Origin of the sequence: Pseudidiomarina piscicola, assembly GCF_902806985.1 — a bacterium.
GTDB classification, from domain to species: domain Bacteria; phylum Pseudomonadota; class Gammaproteobacteria; order Enterobacterales; family Alteromonadaceae; genus Pseudidiomarina; species Pseudidiomarina piscicola.
In genome coordinates, this window is record NZ_CADCXY010000008.1 from 56,181 (window position 1) to 75,733 (window position 19,553).

Sequence of the window (19,553 nt, forward strand, 5' to 3'; positions counted from 1 at the left end):
AATTAAACATGACGATGGACACCGTAGAACAAATTCCATTACGCCGCTTCACCGAAGACGCCTACTTAAATTACTCCATGTACGTCATTATGGACCGAGCCCTGCCACATATTGGTGATGGCTTGAAGCCGGTACAAAGACGTATTATTTATGCCATGTCAGAGCTTGGTTTATCGGCCCTAGCAAAGTATAAAAAGTCGGCTCGTACCGTGGGTGATGTGCTCGGTAAGTTTCACCCCCATGGCGACAGTGCGTGTTACGAGGCCATGGTACTAATGGCGCAACCGTTTTCCTATCGCTACCCACTGGTCGATGGCCAAGGTAACTGGGGCTCGCAAGACGATCCAAAGTCGTTCGCAGCAATGCGTTATACGGAAGCAAAGCTGTCACGATTTAGTGAGTTACTGCTTAGCGAGCTAGGCCAGGGCACTGTCGACTGGACACCAAACTTCGACGGCACCATGAAAGAGCCGCGCATGCTGCCGGCGCGTTTACCGCATATTCTATTAAATGGGGTCACCGGCATCGCCGTCGGTATGGCGACCGATATTCCTCCGCACAATGCCCGCGAAGTGGCTCATGCTTGCGCCTTGCTATTAGAAAAGCCAAGTGCCGACCTGAGCGAGGTAATGGAACACCTACGCGGCCCAGACTATCCGACAGATGCTGAGATTATTACTCCGGCAGCCGATATCGTAAAACTTTACGAAACTGGCCGTGGCAGTATCCGAATGCGCGCTAAATACCAAATTGAAGACGGTGAAGTAGTTATCCACGCTTTACCCCATCAAGCTTCAGGCTCAAAGGTGTTAGAGCAAATTGCCGCGCAGATGCAGGCCAAGAAACTACCTATGGTGTCAGACTTACGTGACGAATCTGACCATGAAAACCCGACGCGACTGGTGGTGGTTCCGCGTTCAAATCGCGTTGATGTGGAACAAATGATGCAACACTTGTTTGCGACCACAGATTTAGAGAAACAGTACCGCGTTAACTTAAATATGTTGGGCCTTGATGGCCGTCCCCAGGTGAAGCCGATCCTTAATGTGCTCAAAGAGTGGCTTACCTTCCGACAAACAACAGTAACCCGCCGCTTACAGCATCGGCTCGATAAAGTACTCGCGCGGTTACATATTCTCGAAGGCTTGTTGATTGCGTATCTAAACTTAGACGAAGTGATAGAAATCATTCGTTACGAAGATGAGCCTAAAGCTGAGCTAATTAAACGCTTCAAGCTGACCGAAATTCAAGCCGAAGCCATTCTTGAGCTGAAACTTCGTCACTTAGCTAAGTTAGAAGAAATGAAGCTGAAGGGTGAACAAGACGAACTGGAAAAAGAGCGCAAGCAACTCGAGTTACTGTTGAGCTCAGACCGTCGTTTGAAAACACTGATCCGCAAAGAGATTCTGGCTGATGCCGAAAAATATGGTGATGAGCGTCGCTCACCGCTAGTTGAGCGTCAAGAAGCGAAAGCCTTGAGCGAACGTGATTTGACACCAGCCGAGTCGGTGACTGTTGTGTTATCGAAGAAAGGTTGGGTACGTGCGGCGAAGGGGCATGATGTCGATGGCACCAGCTTGGCCTATAAGTCGGGCGATAGTTTCCTCGCAAGTGCGCAAGGAAAGAGTAATCAACAGGTAGTGTTTTTAGATAGTTCTGGTCGAAGTTTTTCTTGTGAAGCCCACTTGCTGCCGTCGGCGCGAACTCAGGGTGAGCCTTTGACAGGGCGCTTTAGCTTGGTCGCCGGTGAAGTGGTTGAGCAAGTGATGATGGCAAAAGATGAACAACGTTATTTGCTGGCGTCCGACGCAGGCTATGGTTTTGTCTGTAAATTTAGTGATTTAGTGAGTCGTAATAAAAACGGTAAAGCGATTTTGAAATTACCGGCGGGCGCCAAAATACTGCCACCGAATCCGGTCACTGAAGTCGCTAGTGACTTGTTGGTAGCGGTGTCCAATGAAGGTCGCATGTTGATATTCCCAGTGGCTGATTTACCTGAATTATCGAAAGGTAAAGGCAATAAAATGCTGAGTATTCCGACGTTACGCGCGCAAACGCGAGAGGAATATGTGGTAGCGACCAATGTAGTACCCAGTGATGCAGCCATTACCTTACTTGCAGGTAAGCGCAAACTAACCTTGAAGCCAGCAGATTTAGAGCACTATCGCGGTGAGCGTGGGCGTCGAGGCAATAAATTGCCGCGCGGTTTACAGCGAGTTGACGCCATTACTGTCGACAATAAAGACTAACGGTCGTTTTTTTAGTAGCGAAATAGGTATAATAGCGAGCAGCAAAGAAAGGAGAATGCATGCTCGCTGTTGTACGACTTATATTACTTGGCTGTTTCGTGGTGATTTCTGGGGTTCTGGGACTCATTTTTTGTTTGATGCGCCCATTCCATCCAAACAATACCCCTATTTTTGCGCATCTTTATGGTCGCATGCATAAGCTACTGGGGGTCGATTTAGAAATTCGCGTTCCTGATGGCCTGTTTGCTGGCGCACCCTACGTATATATCGCTAACCATCAGAATACCTACGATATTTTCACTCTAAGCAGAGCTATGCCGCCACGTTCAGTGAGCATCGGCAAAAAGAGTCTCAAGTGGGTTCCTTTTTTTGGTCAACTGTACTGGTTGGCGGGTAATATTCTCATTGATCGGAAGAACACGGGCCGCGCTCGAGGTACCATCGATCAAGCGGCACAAGCGATCAAACAGCGCCAGCTATCTGTGCTGTTGTTTCCTGAAGGAACGCGCAGCTACGGTCGTGGATTGTTACCTTTTAAAACCGGCGCATTTCGTACCGCGCTGCAAGCCAATGTACCGATCGTTCCTATTTGTGTTTCCAATCTGCACGGACGTATCAAACTGAACCGGTGGAATAACGGCAAAATTTTGATCGAGATGTTGCCGCCTATCCAGGTTAGCGATTATTCTGGTGAAAACGTTCGAGCGTTGGTGGCACATTGTCACCAGCAGATGCAATCAAAGATTAGCGAGCTTGATCATGAGTTGTCGCAGCAACCGCAAGCCTAAGTGGAGCAAGTGATGAGTGTAGATAAACAAGCGATTCATGAACAAACGGCAGAAACTATCGCAGCGCTGCTCGCCGATGGCGCGCCGACAGATGCACAGTATGCCATTGAACATCACCTCGCCAGCCCCGACTTCACTAAGCTAGAAAAAGCTGCGGTAGAGCTGGTTAAGCTAGGATTCCATGTCGATGATGCCGATGAGTTTGAGCTTGAAGACGGCAGTCGCTGGTTTGCCTTTGCCGCATTAAGTGAACTCCCCCTAGAGCAGGATAAAATTGAAAGCCAAGCGTTAAGTGTCGCCGAACTAGCGGCAGAAACAGGCGTTGAATATGACGGCTGGGGTACTTTTTTCGGAGACGATGAAGAAGAGTAGGGCTTAGGTGTTCAACAACTAAGGCTCCATATAGAGCCTTAGTTGCCAACGAACCGTTTAGCTAGTTAAACCACAGCCATTAAAGTGCGGCAATTTTTGCTCTTTGTAGCTGCAACTGTTGCAAGGTTTCTTCAGCGCTTTGCAGCTTCTCTCGCTCTTTTGCAATCACGTCCTCTGGTGCTCGGCTAACAAAATTCTCATTGGTCAATTTCCGTGAGAAGATCGACACTTCTTTTTCAGCTTTATCAATCGCTTTATCTAAGCGTGCTAACTCTGCCGCGGTATCGATAAGGCCTGCCATAGGAATGTGCATCTCCATGCGAGCCACAAGTGCTGTTGCGCTTGCTGGCGCATCATCAGAGCTGTCGATAAACTCAACACTCTCAAGTTTGGCTAATGAGCTTAAAAAGCCCATGTTCTGCTCTAATCGTTCACGCTCTTGACTGTCAGCGTTCGCTACCAGAACCGGCAGAGGGGTATTTGGAGACAGGTTCATTTCGCCACGAATGTTGCGGATGGCCACGATCACTTGCTTTAACCACTCCATGTCATCGCGGGCTGAGGCGTAGCGCTGAGTCTGAACTTGTGGATAGGCCTGCAACATAACTGTCTCACCTTCCACCCCAGCTAATGGCGCGACACGTTGCCATATTTCCTCGGTAATAAAAGGCAACAACGGATGTAATAAACGCAGGAGTTGTTCAAGTACAGTGACCAGAGTATGTCGGGTTCCACGCAGTTGTGCTTCATCGCCGTTGAACAACACCGGTTTAGTGAGCTCAAGGTACCAATCACAGAACTGATTCCAGGTGAACTCATAGGCAATCGCTGCAGCCTGATCGAAACGATAGTTATCAAGCGCATGCCGGAACTGCTTAACGGTGTCATTAAAGCACTCAATGATCCACTGATCGGGCAACGATAAGGTCATGTCACCACCGTTACCACCACAATCGTGGTCTTCGGTATTCATCAACACGTAGCGGCTCGCATTCCATAGTTTATTACAGAAGTTACGATAGCCCTCGAGGCGTTTCATATCCCAGTTGATATCACGTCCGGTCGATGCCAAGGCGGCGAGCGTAAAGCGCAGGGCATCGGTACCGTGAGCAGTGATACCGTCGGGGAATTGCTTCTCGGTACGCTTTTTGATCTTCGCTTCGAGCTGCGGTTGCATCATATTTGCCGTGCGCTTGTCCACTAAGGTGGCGCGGTCAATACCATCAATCATGTCGAGCGGATCGAGAACATTGCCTTTCGACTTCGACATTTTTTGACCTTCTTCATCACGAATCAGGCCCGTTACATAAACGGTTTTAAAGGGAACTTGAGGCTTGCCGTTTTCATCTTTCAGGAAGTGCATGGTCATCATGATCATGCGGGCGACCCAGAAGAAAATAATATCGAAACCAGTGACCAAAACATCCGTTGGATGGAAGGTTTTTAGGTCTTCTGTGTTTTCTGGCCAGCCCAATGTTGAGAAGCTCCATAATGCCGACGAAAACCAGGTATCAAGAACGTCTTCATCTTGGCTTAAGACGATATCGGCGCTGAGATTATTTTCCTGACGCACTTCCTCTTCATCGCGGCCGACATAAACATTACCCTGCTCGTCGTACCATGCCGGGATACGGTGTCCCCACCAGAGTTGACGCGAAATACACCAATCTTGTATGTCACGCATCCACGCGAAGTACATGTTTTCGTATTGCTTAGGTACAAACTGGATCTCACCGTCTTCAACCGCTTTGGTTGCCTGTTCAGCAAGAGGTGCCACGCGCACATACCACTGGTCAGTAAGGTGAGGTTCAATCGGTACACCACCACGGTCACCGTAAGGGACTTTATTGGTATGTTTTTCGATTTTTTCGAGTAAGCCGGCACTATCAAAGTCGGCGATCACTTGCTTACGAGCCGCAAATCGCTCGAGCCCCTGATAGGCCGCCGGCAAGGTACCGTCAAAGCCATCGATAGCGTCAATAGCTTCGCCCGTTGGCGTATAAAGGCCGGCTTTTTCACGTACGTGAGCATGATCGTCGAGTACTGCAATCATTGCCATTTTATTACGCTTGCCAATATCGTAGTCATTGAAATCGTGGGCCGGAGTGATTTTCACACAGCCAGTTCCAAATTCTTGATCGACGTAGCTATCGGCGATAATTGGAATACGACGGTTAACCAAGGGCAAGTCAATAAACTTGCCTACTAAGGCTTTATAACGTTCGTCGTCCGGGTGCACCGCCACGCAAACATCGCCAAGCATTGTTTCAGGGCGAGTCGTTGCGACGACTAAGTGATCTTTACCATCGGCAGTGGTGGCACCGTCTGCAAGAGGATAACGCAAGTGCCAGATGTGGCCTTGCTGCTCTTTATTTTCAACTTCTAAGTCGGAAATTGCAGTTTGTAATTTGGGGTCCCAGTTGACCAAGCGCTTGCCGCGGTAAATGAGCTTTTCTTTGTGCAAGCGAACGAACACTTCTTTGACGGCATTTGATAAACCGTCGTCCATGGTAAAACGTTCACGGTCCCAATCGACAGAATCACCTAGCCGGCGCATTTGCTGCGTAATGGTGCCGCCCGATTGGTTCTTCCACTCCCAGATCTTATCGATAAAGGCTTCGCGACCAAGCTCTTGACGACTACGTCCCTGCGCTGCGAGTTGCCGCTCAACCACCATTTGTGTAGCGATACCGGCGTGATCAGAGCCAACTTGCCAAAGACTGTTATAACCATCCATACGCTTATACCGGGTAAGAGTATCCATAATGGTATGCTGAAACGCATGGCCCATGTGGAGGCTACCCGTTACATTGGGTGGTGGAATCATGATGCAGTAGCTACTGCCTTGGCCGGAGGGTTTGAAATAACCTGCCTGCTCCCATTTTTGGTAAAGAGCTTGCTCGATAGCATTGGGCGAATACGTTTTATCCATGAGTAACCTTCACGACATTAATTAATTTGAATTGAGTTCTAGTTCAGCCGCCTTTATGGTGCTGAGATTGACGCCTTGCTGGCGGTACCATTTGAAACGCTCACGCGCTTCTTGGCGCTGTTCAGGTGCGCTAGGCACCTGATCTAAAATAAGTTGCGCACCGGCGAACTGTGGTGCGGTGGGCATAAAGTTGACGACGACTTTACAGCGTCGTTGACTTACTTCTGCGGCGGGCCAACAAAGCTCAACTGGCGCACCGTACGCAGGACCCTCACCCACCAGGTTATGAGGTACAAAGGCATCTGCGGGCTGTTGCCATAATGCTTCATCGAGTGTCTCAGCGTGGGCTTGGTCACGACACCAAACGCGCACGCTACCAAACTCACGCCAGCGCTCACAAATAAACTGGCAGAACAGCGCAAGTTGCTGTTCTTCGTTCACTTCGTCAAGAACGTAGAAGATGCCCTGTACCATATTAATCTTGTTGACCTGATGGTGTGCGGTTGAGCAAAAATTGGGTTAACAACGGCACAGGTCGACCCGTAGCGCCTTTTTTAGCTCCGCTACGCCAAGCAGTCCCGGCTATATCTAAATGGGCCCAATGATACTTTTTGGCAAACCGTGATAGAAAACAACCTGCGCCAATGGCGCCGGCGTCACGGCCACCGAGGTTTGCCATATCGGCAAAAGGACTATCTAATGCAGCTTGATACTCATCCCATAGCGGTAAGCGCCATGCACGATCACCACTTTGCTCTGAGGCGTTTAATAGTTCGTGAGCAAGGGGATTATGAGGGCTCATTAAACCGCTAGCATGGTGACCTAAAGCGACAATACACGCGCCTGTCAGGGTGGCGATATCAATTACGGTTTCCGGCGCAAAACGTTCGACATAAGTTAAGGTGTCACACAGCACTAGGCGCCCTTCAGCGTCCGTGTTCAACACTTCCACGGTTTGCCCGCTCATCGTCGTCAACACATCACCAGGTCGATAAGCCTTACCATCAGGCATGTTCTCGCAACCCGCTACGGCACCTATCACATTAATGGGTAGCTGTAATTCAGCTAAAGCTTGCATGGCGCCTAACACCGAAGCTGCGCCGCCCATATCGTATTTCATTTCGTCCATGTTGGCGGACGGCTTGATAGAAATACCCCCGGCATCAAAGGTCAGCCCTTTGCCCACCAATACAATAGGTGGTACATCCTCAGCTGCGCCTTGGTAATGTAGCAGCGATAATACTGACTCATTTTCCGAACCACGACCTACGGCTAAGTAGGCGTTCATGCCCAGCTCTGCCATTTGTGCTTCATCGACGGCAGTGAAACTTAGGTTGTCATAATTCTCGGCCATCGCCTGCGCTTGCTCGGCAAGGTAGCGGGGGGTACAGATATTTGGTGGCATATTCGCCACATCACGACATACCATTACGCCTTTACTTACGGCTTGGCCTTGTTGGATAGCACGCTCGCCAATCGTTAACTCACGCCGCGTTGGCACATTGAAAACTAGTTTACGCAATGGCCGACGCGGCTCTTCTTTGCGGGTTTTTAGCTGGTTAAACGTGTAGAGACTGGCTTGTGCAGCCTCCACCGCCTGACGCACTTTCCAAAAAGTGTCACGGCCTTTAACATGGAGCTCACTAAGGAAGCAAACGGCTTCCATTGAGCCGGTTTCATTCAAAGTATGAATGGTTTTTTCAATAATTTGTTTATACTGACGTTCATCAAGCTCACGTTCTTTACCACAACCTACGAGGAGTACACGTTCGCTCAAAATGTTTGGTACGTGATGTAATAGCAACATCTGGCCAGCTTTGCCTTCGAGATCACCACGACGTAACAGGTTACTGAGGTAGCCTTCGCTGACTTGGTCCAGTTGCTCTGCAACGCCAGATAAGCGGCGTGGTTCAAAGACCCCGACGACGATACAGGCTGAACGTTGCTTTTCAGGACTGCCACTTTTGACGCTAAACTCCATACTTACTCCCGTTTTCGGCGGTTGACAGGGTAGGGCTGCCATAGAATAATTCTTGTTAAAACGACAAGTTTACTGAAAAATTGCGTATTTTCCAGCAAAAACCAAAGTTAAGAGTGGTCACTAGTGCGTATATTCCGCTATTTAATGCGAGAAACATTTAAATCTCAGATCGCCGTTTTAACGGTGTTGATGACCATATTTGTCAGCCAAAAGTTTGTTCGGGTGCTGGCAGACGCTTCTGCAGGCGAAATTCCGGGTGAGCTAGTGATAAAATTGCTCAGCCTTAACCTACCTGCACTTGCCGCGCTTATTCTACCATTGAGTTTGTTTCTTGGCATCCTACTTGCCCATGGTCGCATATACGCCGATAACGAAATGACCGTATTGCATGCATGTGGTGTGAGTGAGTGGTACGTGACCCGAGTGACGTTAGTGCTGGCAACCTTACTAGCTTTATTTACGGCGTCGTTGACGTTATGGCTGGTGCCATGGTCACTGGAGCAGGAACGCCAAGTTGAAGAGAGCGCTCGCAGTGATTCGGGGCTGTCGGTCATGATGCCGGGGCGTTTCCAGCAGGCCAGTAACCAAAAGGCCGTCATTTTTGTGCAAGGGCTTACCGAAACAGGCGAGCTTGACGAAGTCTTTGTTGCGCAATCGTTACGCGACGAAGAAGACCGCGTTGTGGGTGGCAGTGTAGTGATGGCCGATACTGGCAGTGTTATTGCGAATGAAAGTGGCTCACAGCAGTTAGTGCTAAACGACGGTACTCGTTATGCCCATAATAGCGGCGAAGGCGAATACCAAGTTATGGAATTCTCCAGTTATCAGTTGCAAATTAAAGAGCAAGAAGCTGGCGAATATATTCGTAAGTTAGAAGCCTATAAAACCACCGAGTTGTGGGCGGAGAACAATCCAGAAGCCGCAGCTGAGTGGCAATGGCGCGTTGCGATTCCGTTAGCAATGCCATTATTAACGCTGATTGCGGTGCCGCTAAGCCGTGTGAACCCAAGGCAAGGGAAGTTCGCGCGTATGGCCCCAGCTTTGCTTATTTACTTGGGTTACTTCCTATTGTTAATGGCGGCACGTTCAGCGGTTGCCGATGGCGTTATTCCTGCGGTCATTGGGTTATGGTGGATACATGTCTTGCTATTAATATTTGGCGTAGTGCTGGTTGGTAAAGGGCGTCCATTAGGGCTGCGTGTGCTGGCCCAGTTGCGGAGGCCAAACCTATGATGCAGTTTAGTATTCTCGACCGTTATATCGCTCGCTCAGTACTGGTCACCTCGCTGTTGAGCTTAGCGGTATTAAGCGGCTTGTCATCGCTCATTCGCTTTGTTGAGCAATTGAAGTCAGTGGGTAAAGGCACTTACTCGGTGGCTGATGCGGGTTTGTTTGTGCTTTACAGTTTGCCGCGCGATATTGAAGTGTTCTTCCCGATGGCGGCGTTACTGGGCGGGCTTATTGGTATGGGCATGTTGGCCAGCAATTCTGAGCTGGTGGTGATGCTTGCCGCAGGGCGCTCGCGTCTGAACATTGTTGGCTCGGTAATGAAAGCGGCTGTGGTGATGATGCTGGCCGTGATGGCGATGGGCGAGTGGGTTGCGCCGCAGCTTGAATCGCAGGGCCGCGAGCTACGGGCATCGGCAATTTCTGGTGGTAGCCTGATATCGGCACAGCAAGGTGTATGGGCGAAAGATGGTACGCATTTCGTCAACATTTCGGAAGTCGAAGACACTGGGCGTCTGCGCGACTTAACGGTGTATCGATTCAATGAGCAGCGCCAGCTCGAGTCGGTCGTGCGAGGGAAAAGTGCTTCGTATCAAGGAGATGTTTGGTTGCTGAACCAAGTGACCATCACCGAGCATGCGGTTGAGCAAATCACTCGGCAAGAGCTTCCTCGTTGGACGTGGTCATCATCATTGACGCCCGACAAGCTCGGGGTGGTAACCGTGAAACCAGAAGCGTTATCCATCACTGGTTTAATCGACTACTTGGACTATTTAACGGCAAACAAGCAGGCGACGGAGCGTTACGAGTTGGCATTTTGGCGCAAAGTTTTTGCGCCACTTACCGTTGCGGTGATGTTGCTGGTTGCACTGTCGTTTATTTTTGGTCCGTTACGCTCAACCACTATGGGCGCACGAATTCTACTGGGTGTGATCACCGGTTTTGGCTTTCACGTAAGTAATGAAATTTTCGGGCCGCTGGCACAAGTTTATCATCTACCACCATTGCTCGGCGCGCTGCTACCGAGTGTCTTATTCGCCAGCGCCGCATTGTGGATGATGCAGCGGCGCAGTTCATAATTCACGCCAGTAATAGAGTTGGTTGGCTTCTTTTGATAGGGTGACCAACTCGGTCCCTGCGGCGTAGTCATGCCATGCTCGGCGGTTTTTAAAGTCAACCAACACCCACAGGTTACCAAGCCCAAAAGCACAGGTTAATACGCGGATCAGAGCTTGTTTACGAGTAATACGCGCGCCATTGCGCTGCTGAACCTTCAAGCGCCATGCGCGCATACCCAGAGTTTGTCCGCTGCGTTGCCAAAACCAGCCAAAAAATAGGCCAAGTACGGTTAATAAATAAATCGCATACAGTGGTGAACTGTTAAGCCATGCGGCATGGTCCATTTCGGCAGGCAAGGTTAACCAGCCGTTACTGGTAAGTATAGCGGCGAAGCCAAGTGCTAATGCAGATGACACCATTACTACTGAAATCGCCACTAATAGGTCGTAAACCCAAGCCGCTAGGCGGCGCCAAAATCCAGCACTTGGAAAAGAGGCATGTAACTTATGGGAGGGGCTTACTTCGGTCATGACGATTCCTTCTCGGGTAACTAGCTCGACAGTGCGATGGATAAGCAAGGATTATCATGCCCTGTGCTTTTAGAAGCAAGGCGCGACCAAAAAAAGCTTAAGTTGCTCACCTTTTAAGCGAACACTCTAAATCTGAAATAATTTTCTTGATCAGGAACTCGCCTTGCGTATAATGCCTCGCACTACCGACGTTCAAGTCAAATCTTCTATGCCGAAGTGGCGGAATTGGTAGACGCAGCGGATTCAAAATCCGCCGCTGGTAACAGCGTGGGGGTTCAAGTCCCCCCTTCGGCACCATCTATCCTAGTAAGTTAATCTCCCCGATCTGCATTTTTCTTGATGCCAAAGTCATCTGTGTTATCCGCGATGGCAGCAGAGCTCTATTGATGCTACATTTAGCGCCTAAATTATGCCCCCCAAAAGCTAAATAAGCAGGAGTAACTATGACCCATGGTGTTGGTATTGCGCACGCTGAAGATGCCCTTAATGCATTAGAAAATATGGCGAAAGACGCGAAGCCTATTGGTTTAAAAGATTACGAACAGCGAATTGCGAAAGCTCAGCAGTTGATGCGCGAGCAAGGTATTGACGCAATGTATCTAAATGCCGGCACTAATTTGGACTACTTTACTGGGCTCAAATGGTTCCCAAGCGAGCGTTTGGTGGGGGCTATTGTTCCTGCTGAGGGGGAAGTCACTTTGCTTGCGCCAGCGTTTGAAGTGGGTTCTCTGACTCAAGCCATGCAATTACCTATGGCAACCTTGCTTTGGGAAGAGCACGAATCGCCGTATGAACTTTTTGTTCGGTTTTTAGAAAAATCGGGCTTTACCGAAGGTAAGCTCGCACTAGACGAATCGACGCCGTACAGTATCGTGGCAAATTTAGAAGCACGCTATTCCGCTGCGAAAATGTGCGATGCGAAGGTGATCACAGCCGAGTGTCGAATGCATAAATCAGCGGCCGAGCTGGCATTGATTCAAACTGCCATGGACATGACCATGGCGGTGCACCGCGCAACAGGCGCAATGTTGCACGAAGGTATTACGGCATCAGAAGTGCGCGCCTTTATCGATGAAGCGCACCGAAGAGTAGGCGCCAGTGGCTCGTTTTTCTGTATTGTGCTGTTTGGCAAAGGTACCAGTTATCCGCATGGTGTCAGTTATGAGCAGAGCTTAGAGAATAACGACTGGGTGTTAATTGATACGGGCTGTAAACTGCATGGCTATCACTCAGATATTACCCGGACGTATGCCTTTGGTACGCCAACGGAAGAACAGAAAACCTTTTGGCAGTACGAACGGCAACTGCAGCAAGCAGCGTTTGATGCTGCGCAAATCGGTAGCAGTTGCGAGTCGGTGGATGATGCCGTACGCCATGAACTTGCCCAACTAGGACTCAAAGCTGATTACCAGTTGCCAGGAGTCCCTCACCGCACGGGCCACGGCATAGGCATGGATTTGCACGAGTGGCCTTATTTAGTCGGTGGCGACCAAACTCCTTTGGCGTCGGGCATGTGCTTCAGTAACGAACCTATGGTAATACAGCCAGAGGCGTTTGGTGTAAGGCTTGAAGATCATTTCTATATGACTGATAACGGCCCAGTATGGTTTACTGAGCCATCTCGCAGTTATGACGACCCGTTTAACTTGGCATAGGTTCAAGTAGTTTGAGGTAAGCGTCGACAAAGCGTTCGGGGCTTGCCTCATCGACTCCAAAATATAAACTTGGCTCGATTAGTTCCATCTCGATAATCGCGGGTTGTTGCGATTCCAGCAAGGCAACGTCGATACGCGCATAAAGTAGTACTTCATCGACACACCTTAAGGCCTGTTCGGCAACCTGTTTAATCTCTGCGGTTGGCGTGGCTAAAGAAAAATTTCCACCATGTTCTTCTTGAACGCGAAAATCACCTGCCGCAGGACACTTTTTGATGGCGTGACTAAATTCCCCTGCGAAGTAAAACAGCGAGTATTCGCCGTGTTCGACAATGGAGTGTAAAAATGGCTGAAGCATTAACGCACGTCCTTCGCGGAAACACTCATGTAACTGCGTTCGTGTTTGCGGATCGATGGCGTCGGCTGTTAATCGAAACGTGTCATCAGCATTGGCTGAAATGACCGGTTTAATAATTAACTGCTGCCCCGGCCATTGCATTTGCGCGCGGTGCAAAAGATCGTCACTAAAACCTTCACCCCATAGCGTTGGCACCACCGGAACGTGACGTTGCTCGAGCTCTTGCAAGTAAGTTTTACTGATGTTCCAACGGCTGACGGCGAGCGAGTTGAAAAGTTGGGCGGAAGAGTTTTCGATATCCTGAAGGACCTTTAGGAAAGCCTCACAGTCATCTTGGTAATCCCAAGTTGAACGGACAATAACCGCGTCGTATTGATTCCAGTCGCAGTCAGGCGCGCGCCACGACACAGTTTCTACGTCGATACCATGTTGCGCAAAAGGTTCAATAAGCAGGTCATCGTAACTAAAAAAGCCAGCAAGATTATCCATACTTAAGATTGCGATTTTATTCTTCATAAACTTTCCTTTGGTCAGGAGACAACAGTCATAGAAAAGAGCGACTGTACCTTTATCAGTGCAGCGAAACCAGTACTTCAATTACCCCCCATCATTAAAGTTAAACAGCTGTATTTATGTTATATTAAGAACTTAAATTAGAGGACGACCTCTCCCCATGCGGGCTATCATGGCTGGGACGACCTAGCGTAAAATGCGAGGTAAAAAATGGCGTGGATCACGCTTTTTATTGCAGGTGTGCTGGAAGTCGTTTGGGCTTTCTCGATGAAGCAAAGTAGTGGCTTCACACGGTTTGTTCCATCGGTTATCACAGTGAGCACCATGGTGGCGAGCTTTGTCCTGCTAGCTCAGGCAATGCGAACGTTACCGCTTGGTACGGCGTATCCCGTGTGGACCGGTATCGGCGCCTTAGGGGCATTCGTTGTGGGCGTCGTATTCTTGGGTGAAACCTTGTCGCTCATGAGAATGCTGGCCGCACTGCTGGTGGTCAGTGGCGTCATTTTGTTCAGTATTGCCGAATCTTAATCGGCGCAAGCGACGTTTTGCAGTCTGTAAAATACTCATTATCTGTTATGCTTTAAGCACCGATGTTAATACAGTTTCGTGTTGACGGACCATAGAGGATATATGTCGAAAAACGACACTAAGAACAAACCAGAACAACCTGAATATGAGGTTGAAATTCCTTCGCGTGAACAGCTTTTAGAAGCCGTTGAAACGCGTTTAAAACCCACCACGTTCGATGAAATTATCGCTCACTTCAAACTGACAGATGAACGCCAACATATGGGCGTGAAACGTCGTTTGCGAGCCATGGAGCGAGATGGCCAACTGATTTACACCAAAGCTAATGCGTACGGTTTACCGTCACGCATGAATTTAATCAAGGGCCGTATTATCGGCCACCGAGATGGCTTTGGCTTTTGCCATCCCGATGACGGTGGGGGCGACTTATTCATTCCACCGAATCAAATGTACAGTGTGCTGCACGGCGATCGCGTATTAGTTCAGGAACAGGGGAGTGACGGCAAAGGACGTCGCGAAGGACACATTGTCCGTGTTATCGAGCCACGACAAGGTGGAATCGTTGGGCGGTTCTTTATCGACCACGACTTAGGCATCGTTGTGCCTGATGATAGCCGGTTGAATCAAGATATTCTGATACCTGATGATACCCGCAATGGTGCACGCCATGGGCAAATTGTAGTGGTTGATATCACGCGTCGACCGAACCGACGTACCAGTCCCATTGGCGCAGTAAGTGAAATTCTTGGCGAGCATATGGCGCCAGGCATGGAGATTGAAGTAGCGATTCGCGAGCACGACATTCCAACTGAGTGGAGCAAGGCAACGCTCAAAGAAGTGGAAAAATTTGGCGAAACAGTGCCGCCCGAAGCCTACGAAGACCGTAAAGATCTGCGTGAACTACCACTGGTAACCATCGATGGTGACGACTCACGTGACTTTGATGACGCAGTATGTGCCGAACCGGATGGTGACGGCTGGCGGCTATGGGTGGCTATTGCTGATGTTAGTTACTACGTGCGACCGAATACCGCGTTAGATAAAGACGCGTTAGAGCGCGGCAACTCCGTCTATTTCCCTAATTTTGTCGTGCCGATGTTGCCGGAAAAGTTATCCAATGGGCTCTGTTCTTTAAACCCTGATGTCGACCGTCTATGTATGGTCGCAGAGATGCGTATTTCGGCGAAAGGAAAGCTACGGGGCGCGGAATATTACCCTGCGGTGATGAAGTCTCATGCCCGTTTAACCTATAACAAGGTGGCTGATATTCTAGATGGCGACCCCAAACTTAGGGAAGACTATCAGCATGTGCTTGGCCAGGTAGACCATTTGCATGAGTTGTTTAAGGTATTGAAGAAAGCACGGCAACAGCGTTCGGCGATTGAATTTGAAACCTTAGAAACACGTTTTATTTTTAATGCACAACGCAAAATTGAAAGTATTGAGCCGGTACGTCGCAACGTTGCCCATACCATTATCGAAGAATGCATGATTATGGCGAACGTGGCCACAGCTCGGCTCATCGAAGAGAACGAGCAGGCCGGCGCCTTATTCAGAATCCATGAGCCGCCTTCGCAAGAGCGACTCACCAACTTCCGTAGCTTTTTAGCTGAACTAGGCCTAACGATGAAAGGGGCCGATGACCCAAGCCCAGCCGATTACGCTGCGGTGTTGGAGCAAGTGCGCGAACGACCCGACGCAGAGCTTATCCAAACGATGCTCTTGCGCTCAATGCAACAGGCTGTCTATAGCCCTGATAACGCGGGGCATTTCGGCCTAGCGTTAGAAGAGTACGCGCACTTCACATCACCGATTCGACGCTATCCTGACCTGATATTGCATCGCGCGATTAAAGCTTTGTTGAAGCAACAAAAGGGTGCGAATCAGGCACTCGTGGGGGCGTGGATGTACCCCACCGAGCAGTTAGATGAGCTCGGTGAACAGTGCTCGATGACAGAACGTCGCGCCGACGATGCGACGCGCCAGGTGGCGGATTGGCTGAAGTGTGAATATATGCAAGATCATGTAGGTGAAGAGTTTACCGGCGTGATTGCAGCAGTTACCAACTTTGGGCTGTTTATCCGCATCGATGATTTATCGATTGATGGGTTGGTTCATATCAGCAACCTCGATAATGACTATTATCGATTCGACAATGAACGCCATCTGCTTATCGGTGAAAATAGTCGGCGCGTATACCGGTTGGGCGATAAGGTACGCGTAAAAGTGCGTAGTGTTGACTTAGATGAGCGGAAAATCGATCTTACGTTACTGGCAGCAGAGAGCCCGACCGGTAAAGATCGTATGCCGGGTTCGGGCAACGCGCCCGATGGTGATAAGCAGCCGCACAAATCGCGCAAGAAAGGCGCAAAAAAGTCGGGCAAGTCGAAAAAAACGACAGGCAAAAGTCGCGCAAAAACTAAAGGTAGTAAAAAACAATGAGCAAGAAAGTAGCAGTCTTCGGCTTACACGCCGTTCGCGCTTTAGTGGAACGTCACCCCGAGCGAATTATTGAGGTTTTTGCGTTACGCGAGCGCCAAGATAAAGCCTTGCAAAGCTTGTTGCAGCAAACTCAGAAAATGGGCACACGGCCACAGTTTGTGCCCAAAAATACCCTCGATAAGAAAGCTGAAGGGGGCAACCATCAGGGGGTCGTTGTGATCGCCCAAGAGGCGGCACTGCTGACAGACAATGATCTCCCTGATTTAGTTGAGAAAAGCTCCGGTAGCCCTTTGTTTTTGATCCTTGATGGGATCACTGATCCGCATAATCTCGGAGCGTGTCTGAGAACCGCTGATGCTGCGGGAGTTACGGCGGTGATCGTACCAAAAGATAAATCCGCATCGCTCAACCCAACGGTTCGCAAAGTAGCCTCTGGTGCTGCGGAAACAGTGCCTTTAGTGCAGGTCACCAACTTAGCTCGTGCATTGAAGCAACTGCAAGACTTGCAGGTTTGGATCATGGGCACCGCAGGAGAAGCACAACAGTCGGTGTACAGCGTTGACTTGAAAGGGCCCGTAGCGCTGGTTATGGGAGCTGAAGGCGATGGTATGCGGCGGTTAACCCGCGAAACCTGTGATGAATTGATTAAGATCCCTCTACAAGGCTCAGTTTCAAGCTTGAATGTGTCGGTGGCAACTGGCGTGTGTTTGTTTGAAGCGGTTCGCCAGCGAGGGCTATGATCATGCGCAAAGTTCCATTGTTGCGAATGCGTCCGGTCATTTTATCGCTGATTGTAATGGTGCTTTTAGCGCTCGCTTGGTTGCCAACAGGAGAGTTTCTGCCGGGTGATCGCACCAATAAACCTCAGCTGTTTGTCAGCTATGAAGTGCCAACGGCCGTTGCCAATTTGGAGGATATAGCTTTTGATGTTCGCCAACGCATAGAACAGCGCCATGAGTGGCGACTGGTTGAGAGCGCAGAAAATTATGCATGGCAACTGCACGTTGAAGTGACCCAAGATCGACAGATAGTGATTGCGGGGCGCTTAGTGGCACCGCAGCAAGCGACAGACTCGGCCCAGCAGAATGTCCAGCATTTTAAGATTCAAGGGCCCAGTGATGCAGTGGGTGCGCTTCCGGCGCAGTTCGTCAAAGTTCTTATCGACCTCATCGAAAATGCAGAAAGCCGCAGCTAGCGCTTGTGGTTAGCAGGTAAATAGGCTAAAATCCCGCCGCTTAAATCAGTCTTGAAGTTTTATTAACTATCAAAAGCGTTCCTTGCTGCTGCAGGTGTGACTGAGCCTATCAGTGGCTATGAACCATAAGGAGCAGAAATGCGTCATTATGAAATCGTATTCATGGTCCACCCGGACCAGAGCGAACAAGTATCGGGTATGATCGAGCGTTACAGCGACACGATCACACAAGGTAACGGTACTATCCATCGTTTGGAAGACTGGGGCCGTCGTCAATTGGCTTACCCAATCAACAAGTTGCACAAAGCACATTACGTGTTGATGAACATTGAAGCGTCTAACGAAATCATCGAAGAGCTAGAAACAGCTTTCCGTTACAACGATGCCGTTTTGCGTAACATGATCATGCGTAAAAAAGACGCCGTCACTGAGCCATCTCCTTTGACTAAAAAGGAAGAGCGTAAAGGTGATAGCCGTAACGAAGAACAAGGCGACAACGAAGCAGCGTAAGCTGATTTGTGACGTCTAACCATTGTGGAATTTAGCAATCAACTGATTTTAGGTGGCACGGTAACGAAGCCGCCAAAATTAACCACCAGTCCAGCAGGAATTAAGCACTTACGCTTCGTATTTGATCATCAATCGGAGCAGCAGGAAGCTGGATTAGCACGACGTAGTTTCGTCAGAATCTTAGTCGTATTGAGTGGTAGCGAAGCAACACAATGGACAAACGAATTGACCGTTGGGACGCAATTACAAGTAACTGGTTTTTTGAATCGTATCGAAGATAAAAACGGAGTTGGAAAACTTGTACTGCACGCCCAGCAACTTGTGAAGATTTGAGGAGACCATCATGGCTCGTTTTTTCCGTCGCCGTAAATTCTGCCGTTTTAAGGCTGAAGGCGTTAAAGAAATTGATTATAAAGATATCGCTACTCTGAAAAACTACGTTACTGAGAGTGGCAAAATCGTTCCTAGCCGCATCACTGGCACTTCTGCGAAGTACCAGCGTCAGTTGGCGCGTGCCATCAAACGTGCACGTTATTTGTCGTTGCTGCCTTATACTGATTCACATCAGTAAGCCAGCATCGCGAACGATCTCAGAAACGCAGAGGTAGCGAACAATGGAAATCATTCTATTAGACAAGATTGCCAACTTAGGTGGCTTGGGTGACCAAGTATCTGTTAAGTCTGGCTATGCACGTAACTTTTTGTTCCCAGAGGGTAAAGCAGTTCCTGCAACCCAAGCGAACATTAAAGTATTTGAAGAACGCCGCGCTGAATTAGAAGCAAAAATTGCTGCTGAATTAGCTGCTGCAGAGCAACGTGCAGAGAAAATTAATGCGCTTGATCCGGTTGTTATCAGCTCTAAAGCTGGCGACGAAGGTAAGCTCTTTGGTTCAATCGGAACTAAAGACATCGCTGATGCAGTTACTGCTGCTGGCGAAGAAGTGCAGAAAAGCGAAGTATTGTTGCCGCATGGTACATTGCGCGAAACAGGCGAATTCGATATCGAACTTCACCTACACGCTGATGTATTTGCAAGCATCAAATTGCAAGTTGTTGCCGCAAAATAAGTTGTTTTCGCAACTTTAGCTAAGCAAACGACAATAAAAGCCGTATCCTGATAGCAGGGTACGGCTTTTTTTTATTTTTTTTCTAACGTTCACTAAACCCAGCCCATGGTTTTTGCGACTTACCTTATATAGCACGTGATAAAAGCT

Annotated in this window: 19 protein-coding genes and 1 tRNA gene; 15 read left to right on the top strand and 5 right to left on the bottom strand. The window is 49.2% G+C overall.

Annotated features, from left to right (window positions below; genetic code table 11):
• Nucleotides 1-8 precede the first annotated feature (8 nt).
• The 3 genes from parC to rraB are packed head-to-tail and all read left to right on the top strand — an operon-like array spanning nt 9 to nt 3,409.
• The gene (parC, locus tag PSI9734_RS11470; RefSeq protein ID WP_173921262.1) at nt 9-2,249 is read left to right on the top strand and encodes a DNA topoisomerase IV subunit A; all 2,241 of its coding nucleotides are present in this window, start codon (nt 9-11) and stop codon (nt 2,247-2,249) included.
• Nucleotides 2,250-2,308: 59 nt separating this feature from the next.
• Nucleotides 2,309-3,037, top strand: coding sequence for a 1-acylglycerol-3-phosphate O-acyltransferase (locus tag PSI9734_RS11475; protein ID WP_173921263.1), 729 nt, complete (start codon nt 2,309-2,311; stop codon nt 3,035-3,037).
• 12 nt (nt 3,038-3,049) lie between these two features.
• Nucleotides 3,050-3,409 carry a ribonuclease E inhibitor RraB gene (gene rraB / locus PSI9734_RS11480; RefSeq protein ID WP_173921264.1) on the top strand — a complete coding sequence of 120 codons (360 nt, stop codon included), beginning with the start codon at nt 3,050-3,052 and terminating at the stop codon, nt 3,407-3,409.
• 79 nt (nt 3,410-3,488) lie between these two features.
• Here rraB and PSI9734_RS11485 read toward each other — a convergent pair whose 3' ends face one another.
• The 3 genes from PSI9734_RS11485 to pepA are packed head-to-tail and all read right to left on the bottom strand — an operon-like array spanning nt 3,489 to nt 8,322.
• A complete protein-coding gene (locus PSI9734_RS11485) occupies nt 3,489-6,341 on the bottom strand; it encodes a valine--tRNA ligase (protein ID WP_173921265.1) in 2,853 nt (950 codons plus the stop codon).
• A 21-nt stretch (nt 6,342-6,362) separates the two neighbouring features.
• Entirely contained in the window at nt 6,363-6,815 is a 453-nt protein-coding gene (locus tag PSI9734_RS11490; RefSeq protein WP_173921266.1) for a DNA polymerase III subunit chi, read from the bottom strand.
• 1 nt (nt 6,816) lies between these two features.
• Nucleotides 6,817-8,322 carry a leucyl aminopeptidase gene (gene pepA / locus PSI9734_RS11495; protein WP_173921267.1) on the bottom strand — a complete coding sequence of 502 codons (1,506 nt, stop codon included), beginning with the start codon at nt 8,320-8,322 and terminating at the stop codon, nt 6,817-6,819.
• A 123-nt stretch (nt 8,323-8,445) separates the two neighbouring features.
• Between pepA and lptF the strand changes: the two genes are divergently transcribed.
• On the top strand, nt 8,446-9,555 hold the full coding sequence (gene lptF, locus PSI9734_RS11500) for an LPS export ABC transporter permease LptF (protein ID WP_173921268.1): 1,110 nt from the start codon (nt 8,446-8,448) through the stop codon (nt 9,553-9,555).
• Nucleotides 9,552-10,628 carry an LPS export ABC transporter permease LptG gene (lptG, locus tag PSI9734_RS11505; protein WP_246194944.1) on the top strand — a complete coding sequence of 359 codons (1,077 nt, stop codon included), beginning with the start codon at nt 9,552-9,554 and terminating at the stop codon, nt 10,626-10,628. The genes lptF and lptG overlap by 4 nt, the downstream gene beginning before the upstream one ends.
• Here lptG and PSI9734_RS11510 read toward each other — a convergent pair.
• The gene (locus PSI9734_RS11510; protein ID WP_173921269.1) at nt 10,623-11,138 is read right to left on the bottom strand and encodes an RDD family protein; all 516 of its coding nucleotides are present in this window, start codon (nt 11,136-11,138) and stop codon (nt 10,623-10,625) included. The two genes, lptG and PSI9734_RS11510, sit on opposite strands and share 6 nt — an antisense overlap.
• Before the next feature lie 210 nt (nt 11,139-11,348).
• On the opposite strand from PSI9734_RS11510, the gene PSI9734_RS11515 reads away from it, so the two are divergent.
• A tRNA-Leu gene (locus PSI9734_RS11515) sits at nt 11,349-11,435 on the top strand.
• 146 nt (nt 11,436-11,581) lie between these two features.
• Nucleotides 11,582-12,793, top strand: a complete 1,212-nt coding sequence (locus tag PSI9734_RS11520; protein WP_173921270.1) for a M24 family metallopeptidase — start codon at nt 11,582-11,584, stop codon at nt 12,791-12,793.
• On the opposite strand, the gene PSI9734_RS11525 is transcribed toward PSI9734_RS11520, so the two are convergent.
• Nucleotides 12,780-13,667: an ATP-grasp domain-containing protein gene (locus PSI9734_RS11525; protein ID WP_173921271.1), complete on the bottom strand. Its 888-nt coding sequence runs from the start codon at nt 13,665-13,667 to the stop codon at nt 12,780-12,782. The two genes, PSI9734_RS11520 and PSI9734_RS11525, sit on opposite strands and share 14 nt — an antisense overlap.
• Before the next feature lie 207 nt (nt 13,668-13,874).
• On the opposite strand from PSI9734_RS11525, the gene PSI9734_RS11530 reads away from it, so the two are divergent.
• From PSI9734_RS11530 to rplI, 8 genes are all read left to right on the top strand, one after another.
• Nucleotides 13,875-14,192 (top strand): DMT family transporter, encoded by a 318-nt coding sequence (locus PSI9734_RS11530; protein WP_173921272.1) that lies wholly within the window; start codon nt 13,875-13,877, stop codon nt 14,190-14,192.
• Nucleotides 14,193-14,294: 102 nt separating this feature from the next.
• The gene (gene rnr, locus PSI9734_RS11535; protein WP_173921273.1) at nt 14,295-16,634 is read left to right on the top strand and encodes a ribonuclease R; all 2,340 of its coding nucleotides are present in this window, start codon (nt 14,295-14,297) and stop codon (nt 16,632-16,634) included.
• Nucleotides 16,631-17,374 (top strand): 23S rRNA (guanosine(2251)-2'-O)-methyltransferase RlmB, encoded by a 744-nt coding sequence (gene rlmB / locus PSI9734_RS11540; protein ID WP_173921274.1) that lies wholly within the window; start codon nt 16,631-16,633, stop codon nt 17,372-17,374. The genes rnr and rlmB overlap by 4 nt, the downstream gene beginning before the upstream one ends.
• A gap of 2 nt (nt 17,375-17,376) precedes the next feature.
• Nucleotides 17,377-17,829: a hypothetical protein gene (locus PSI9734_RS11545; protein WP_173921275.1), complete on the top strand. Its 453-nt coding sequence runs from the start codon at nt 17,377-17,379 to the stop codon at nt 17,827-17,829.
• A gap of 138 nt (nt 17,830-17,967) precedes the next feature.
• On the top strand, nt 17,968-18,339 hold the full coding sequence (gene rpsF / locus PSI9734_RS11550) for a 30S ribosomal protein S6 (RefSeq protein WP_173921276.1): 372 nt from the start codon (nt 17,968-17,970) through the stop codon (nt 18,337-18,339).
• A gap of 24 nt (nt 18,340-18,363) precedes the next feature.
• Complete coding sequence (gene priB / locus PSI9734_RS11555; RefSeq protein ID WP_246194946.1) at nt 18,364-18,672, top strand: primosomal replication protein N; 309 nt, start codon at nt 18,364-18,366, stop codon at nt 18,670-18,672.
• Nucleotides 18,673-18,682: 10 nt separating this feature from the next.
• The gene (gene rpsR / locus PSI9734_RS11560) at nt 18,683-18,910 is read left to right on the top strand and encodes a 30S ribosomal protein S18 (RefSeq protein WP_126762651.1); all 228 of its coding nucleotides are present in this window, start codon (nt 18,683-18,685) and stop codon (nt 18,908-18,910) included.
• Nucleotides 18,911-18,953: 43 nt separating this feature from the next.
• Nucleotides 18,954-19,406: a 50S ribosomal protein L9 gene (gene rplI, locus PSI9734_RS11565; protein ID WP_173921277.1), complete on the top strand. Its 453-nt coding sequence runs from the start codon at nt 18,954-18,956 to the stop codon at nt 19,404-19,406.
• Nucleotides 19,407-19,553 lie beyond the last annotated feature (147 nt).

Bases quoted from the DNA above. Each gene is read 5' to 3' on its own strand.
- parC (WP_173921262.1), top strand. From the start codon at position 9: ATGACGATGGACACCGTAGAACAAATTCCATTACGCCGCTTCACCGAA.
- PSI9734_RS11490 (WP_173921266.1), bottom strand. From the start codon at position 6,815: ATGGTACAGGGCATCTTCTACGTTCTTGACGAAGTGAACGAAGAACAG.
- PSI9734_RS11530 (WP_173921272.1), top strand. From the start codon at position 13,875: ATGGCGTGGATCACGCTTTTTATTGCAGGTGTGCTGGAAGTCGTTTGG.
- PSI9734_RS11525 (WP_173921271.1), bottom strand. From the start codon at position 13,667: ATGAAGAATAAAATCGCAATCTTAAGTATGGATAATCTTGCTGGCTTT.
- pepA (WP_173921267.1), bottom strand. From the start codon at position 8,322: ATGGAGTTTAGCGTCAAAAGTGGCAGTCCTGAAAAGCAACGTTCAGCC.
- rplI (WP_173921277.1), top strand. From the start codon at position 18,954: ATGGAAATCATTCTATTAGACAAGATTGCCAACTTAGGTGGCTTGGGT.
- rpsF (WP_173921276.1), top strand. From the start codon at position 17,968: ATGCGTCATTATGAAATCGTATTCATGGTCCACCCGGACCAGAGCGAA.
- rpsR (WP_126762651.1), top strand. From the start codon at position 18,683: ATGGCTCGTTTTTTCCGTCGCCGTAAATTCTGCCGTTTTAAGGCTGAA.
- PSI9734_RS11510 (WP_173921269.1), bottom strand. From the start codon at position 11,138: ATGACCGAAGTAAGCCCCTCCCATAAGTTACATGCCTCTTTTCCAAGT.
- rnr (WP_173921273.1), top strand. From the start codon at position 14,295: ATGTCGAAAAACGACACTAAGAACAAACCAGAACAACCTGAATATGAG.
- PSI9734_RS11475 (WP_173921263.1), top strand. From the start codon at position 2,309: ATGCTCGCTGTTGTACGACTTATATTACTTGGCTGTTTCGTGGTGATT.
- rlmB (WP_173921274.1), top strand. From the start codon at position 16,631: ATGAGCAAGAAAGTAGCAGTCTTCGGCTTACACGCCGTTCGCGCTTTA.
- rraB (WP_173921264.1), top strand. From the start codon at position 3,050: ATGAGTGTAGATAAACAAGCGATTCATGAACAAACGGCAGAAACTATC.
- PSI9734_RS11485 (WP_173921265.1), bottom strand. From the start codon at position 6,341: ATGGATAAAACGTATTCGCCCAATGCTATCGAGCAAGCTCTTTACCAA.
- lptG (WP_246194944.1), top strand. From the start codon at position 9,552: ATGATGCAGTTTAGTATTCTCGACCGTTATATCGCTCGCTCAGTACTG.
- PSI9734_RS11520 (WP_173921270.1), top strand. From the start codon at position 11,582: ATGACCCATGGTGTTGGTATTGCGCACGCTGAAGATGCCCTTAATGCA.
- PSI9734_RS11545 (WP_173921275.1), top strand. From the start codon at position 17,377: ATGCGCAAAGTTCCATTGTTGCGAATGCGTCCGGTCATTTTATCGCTG.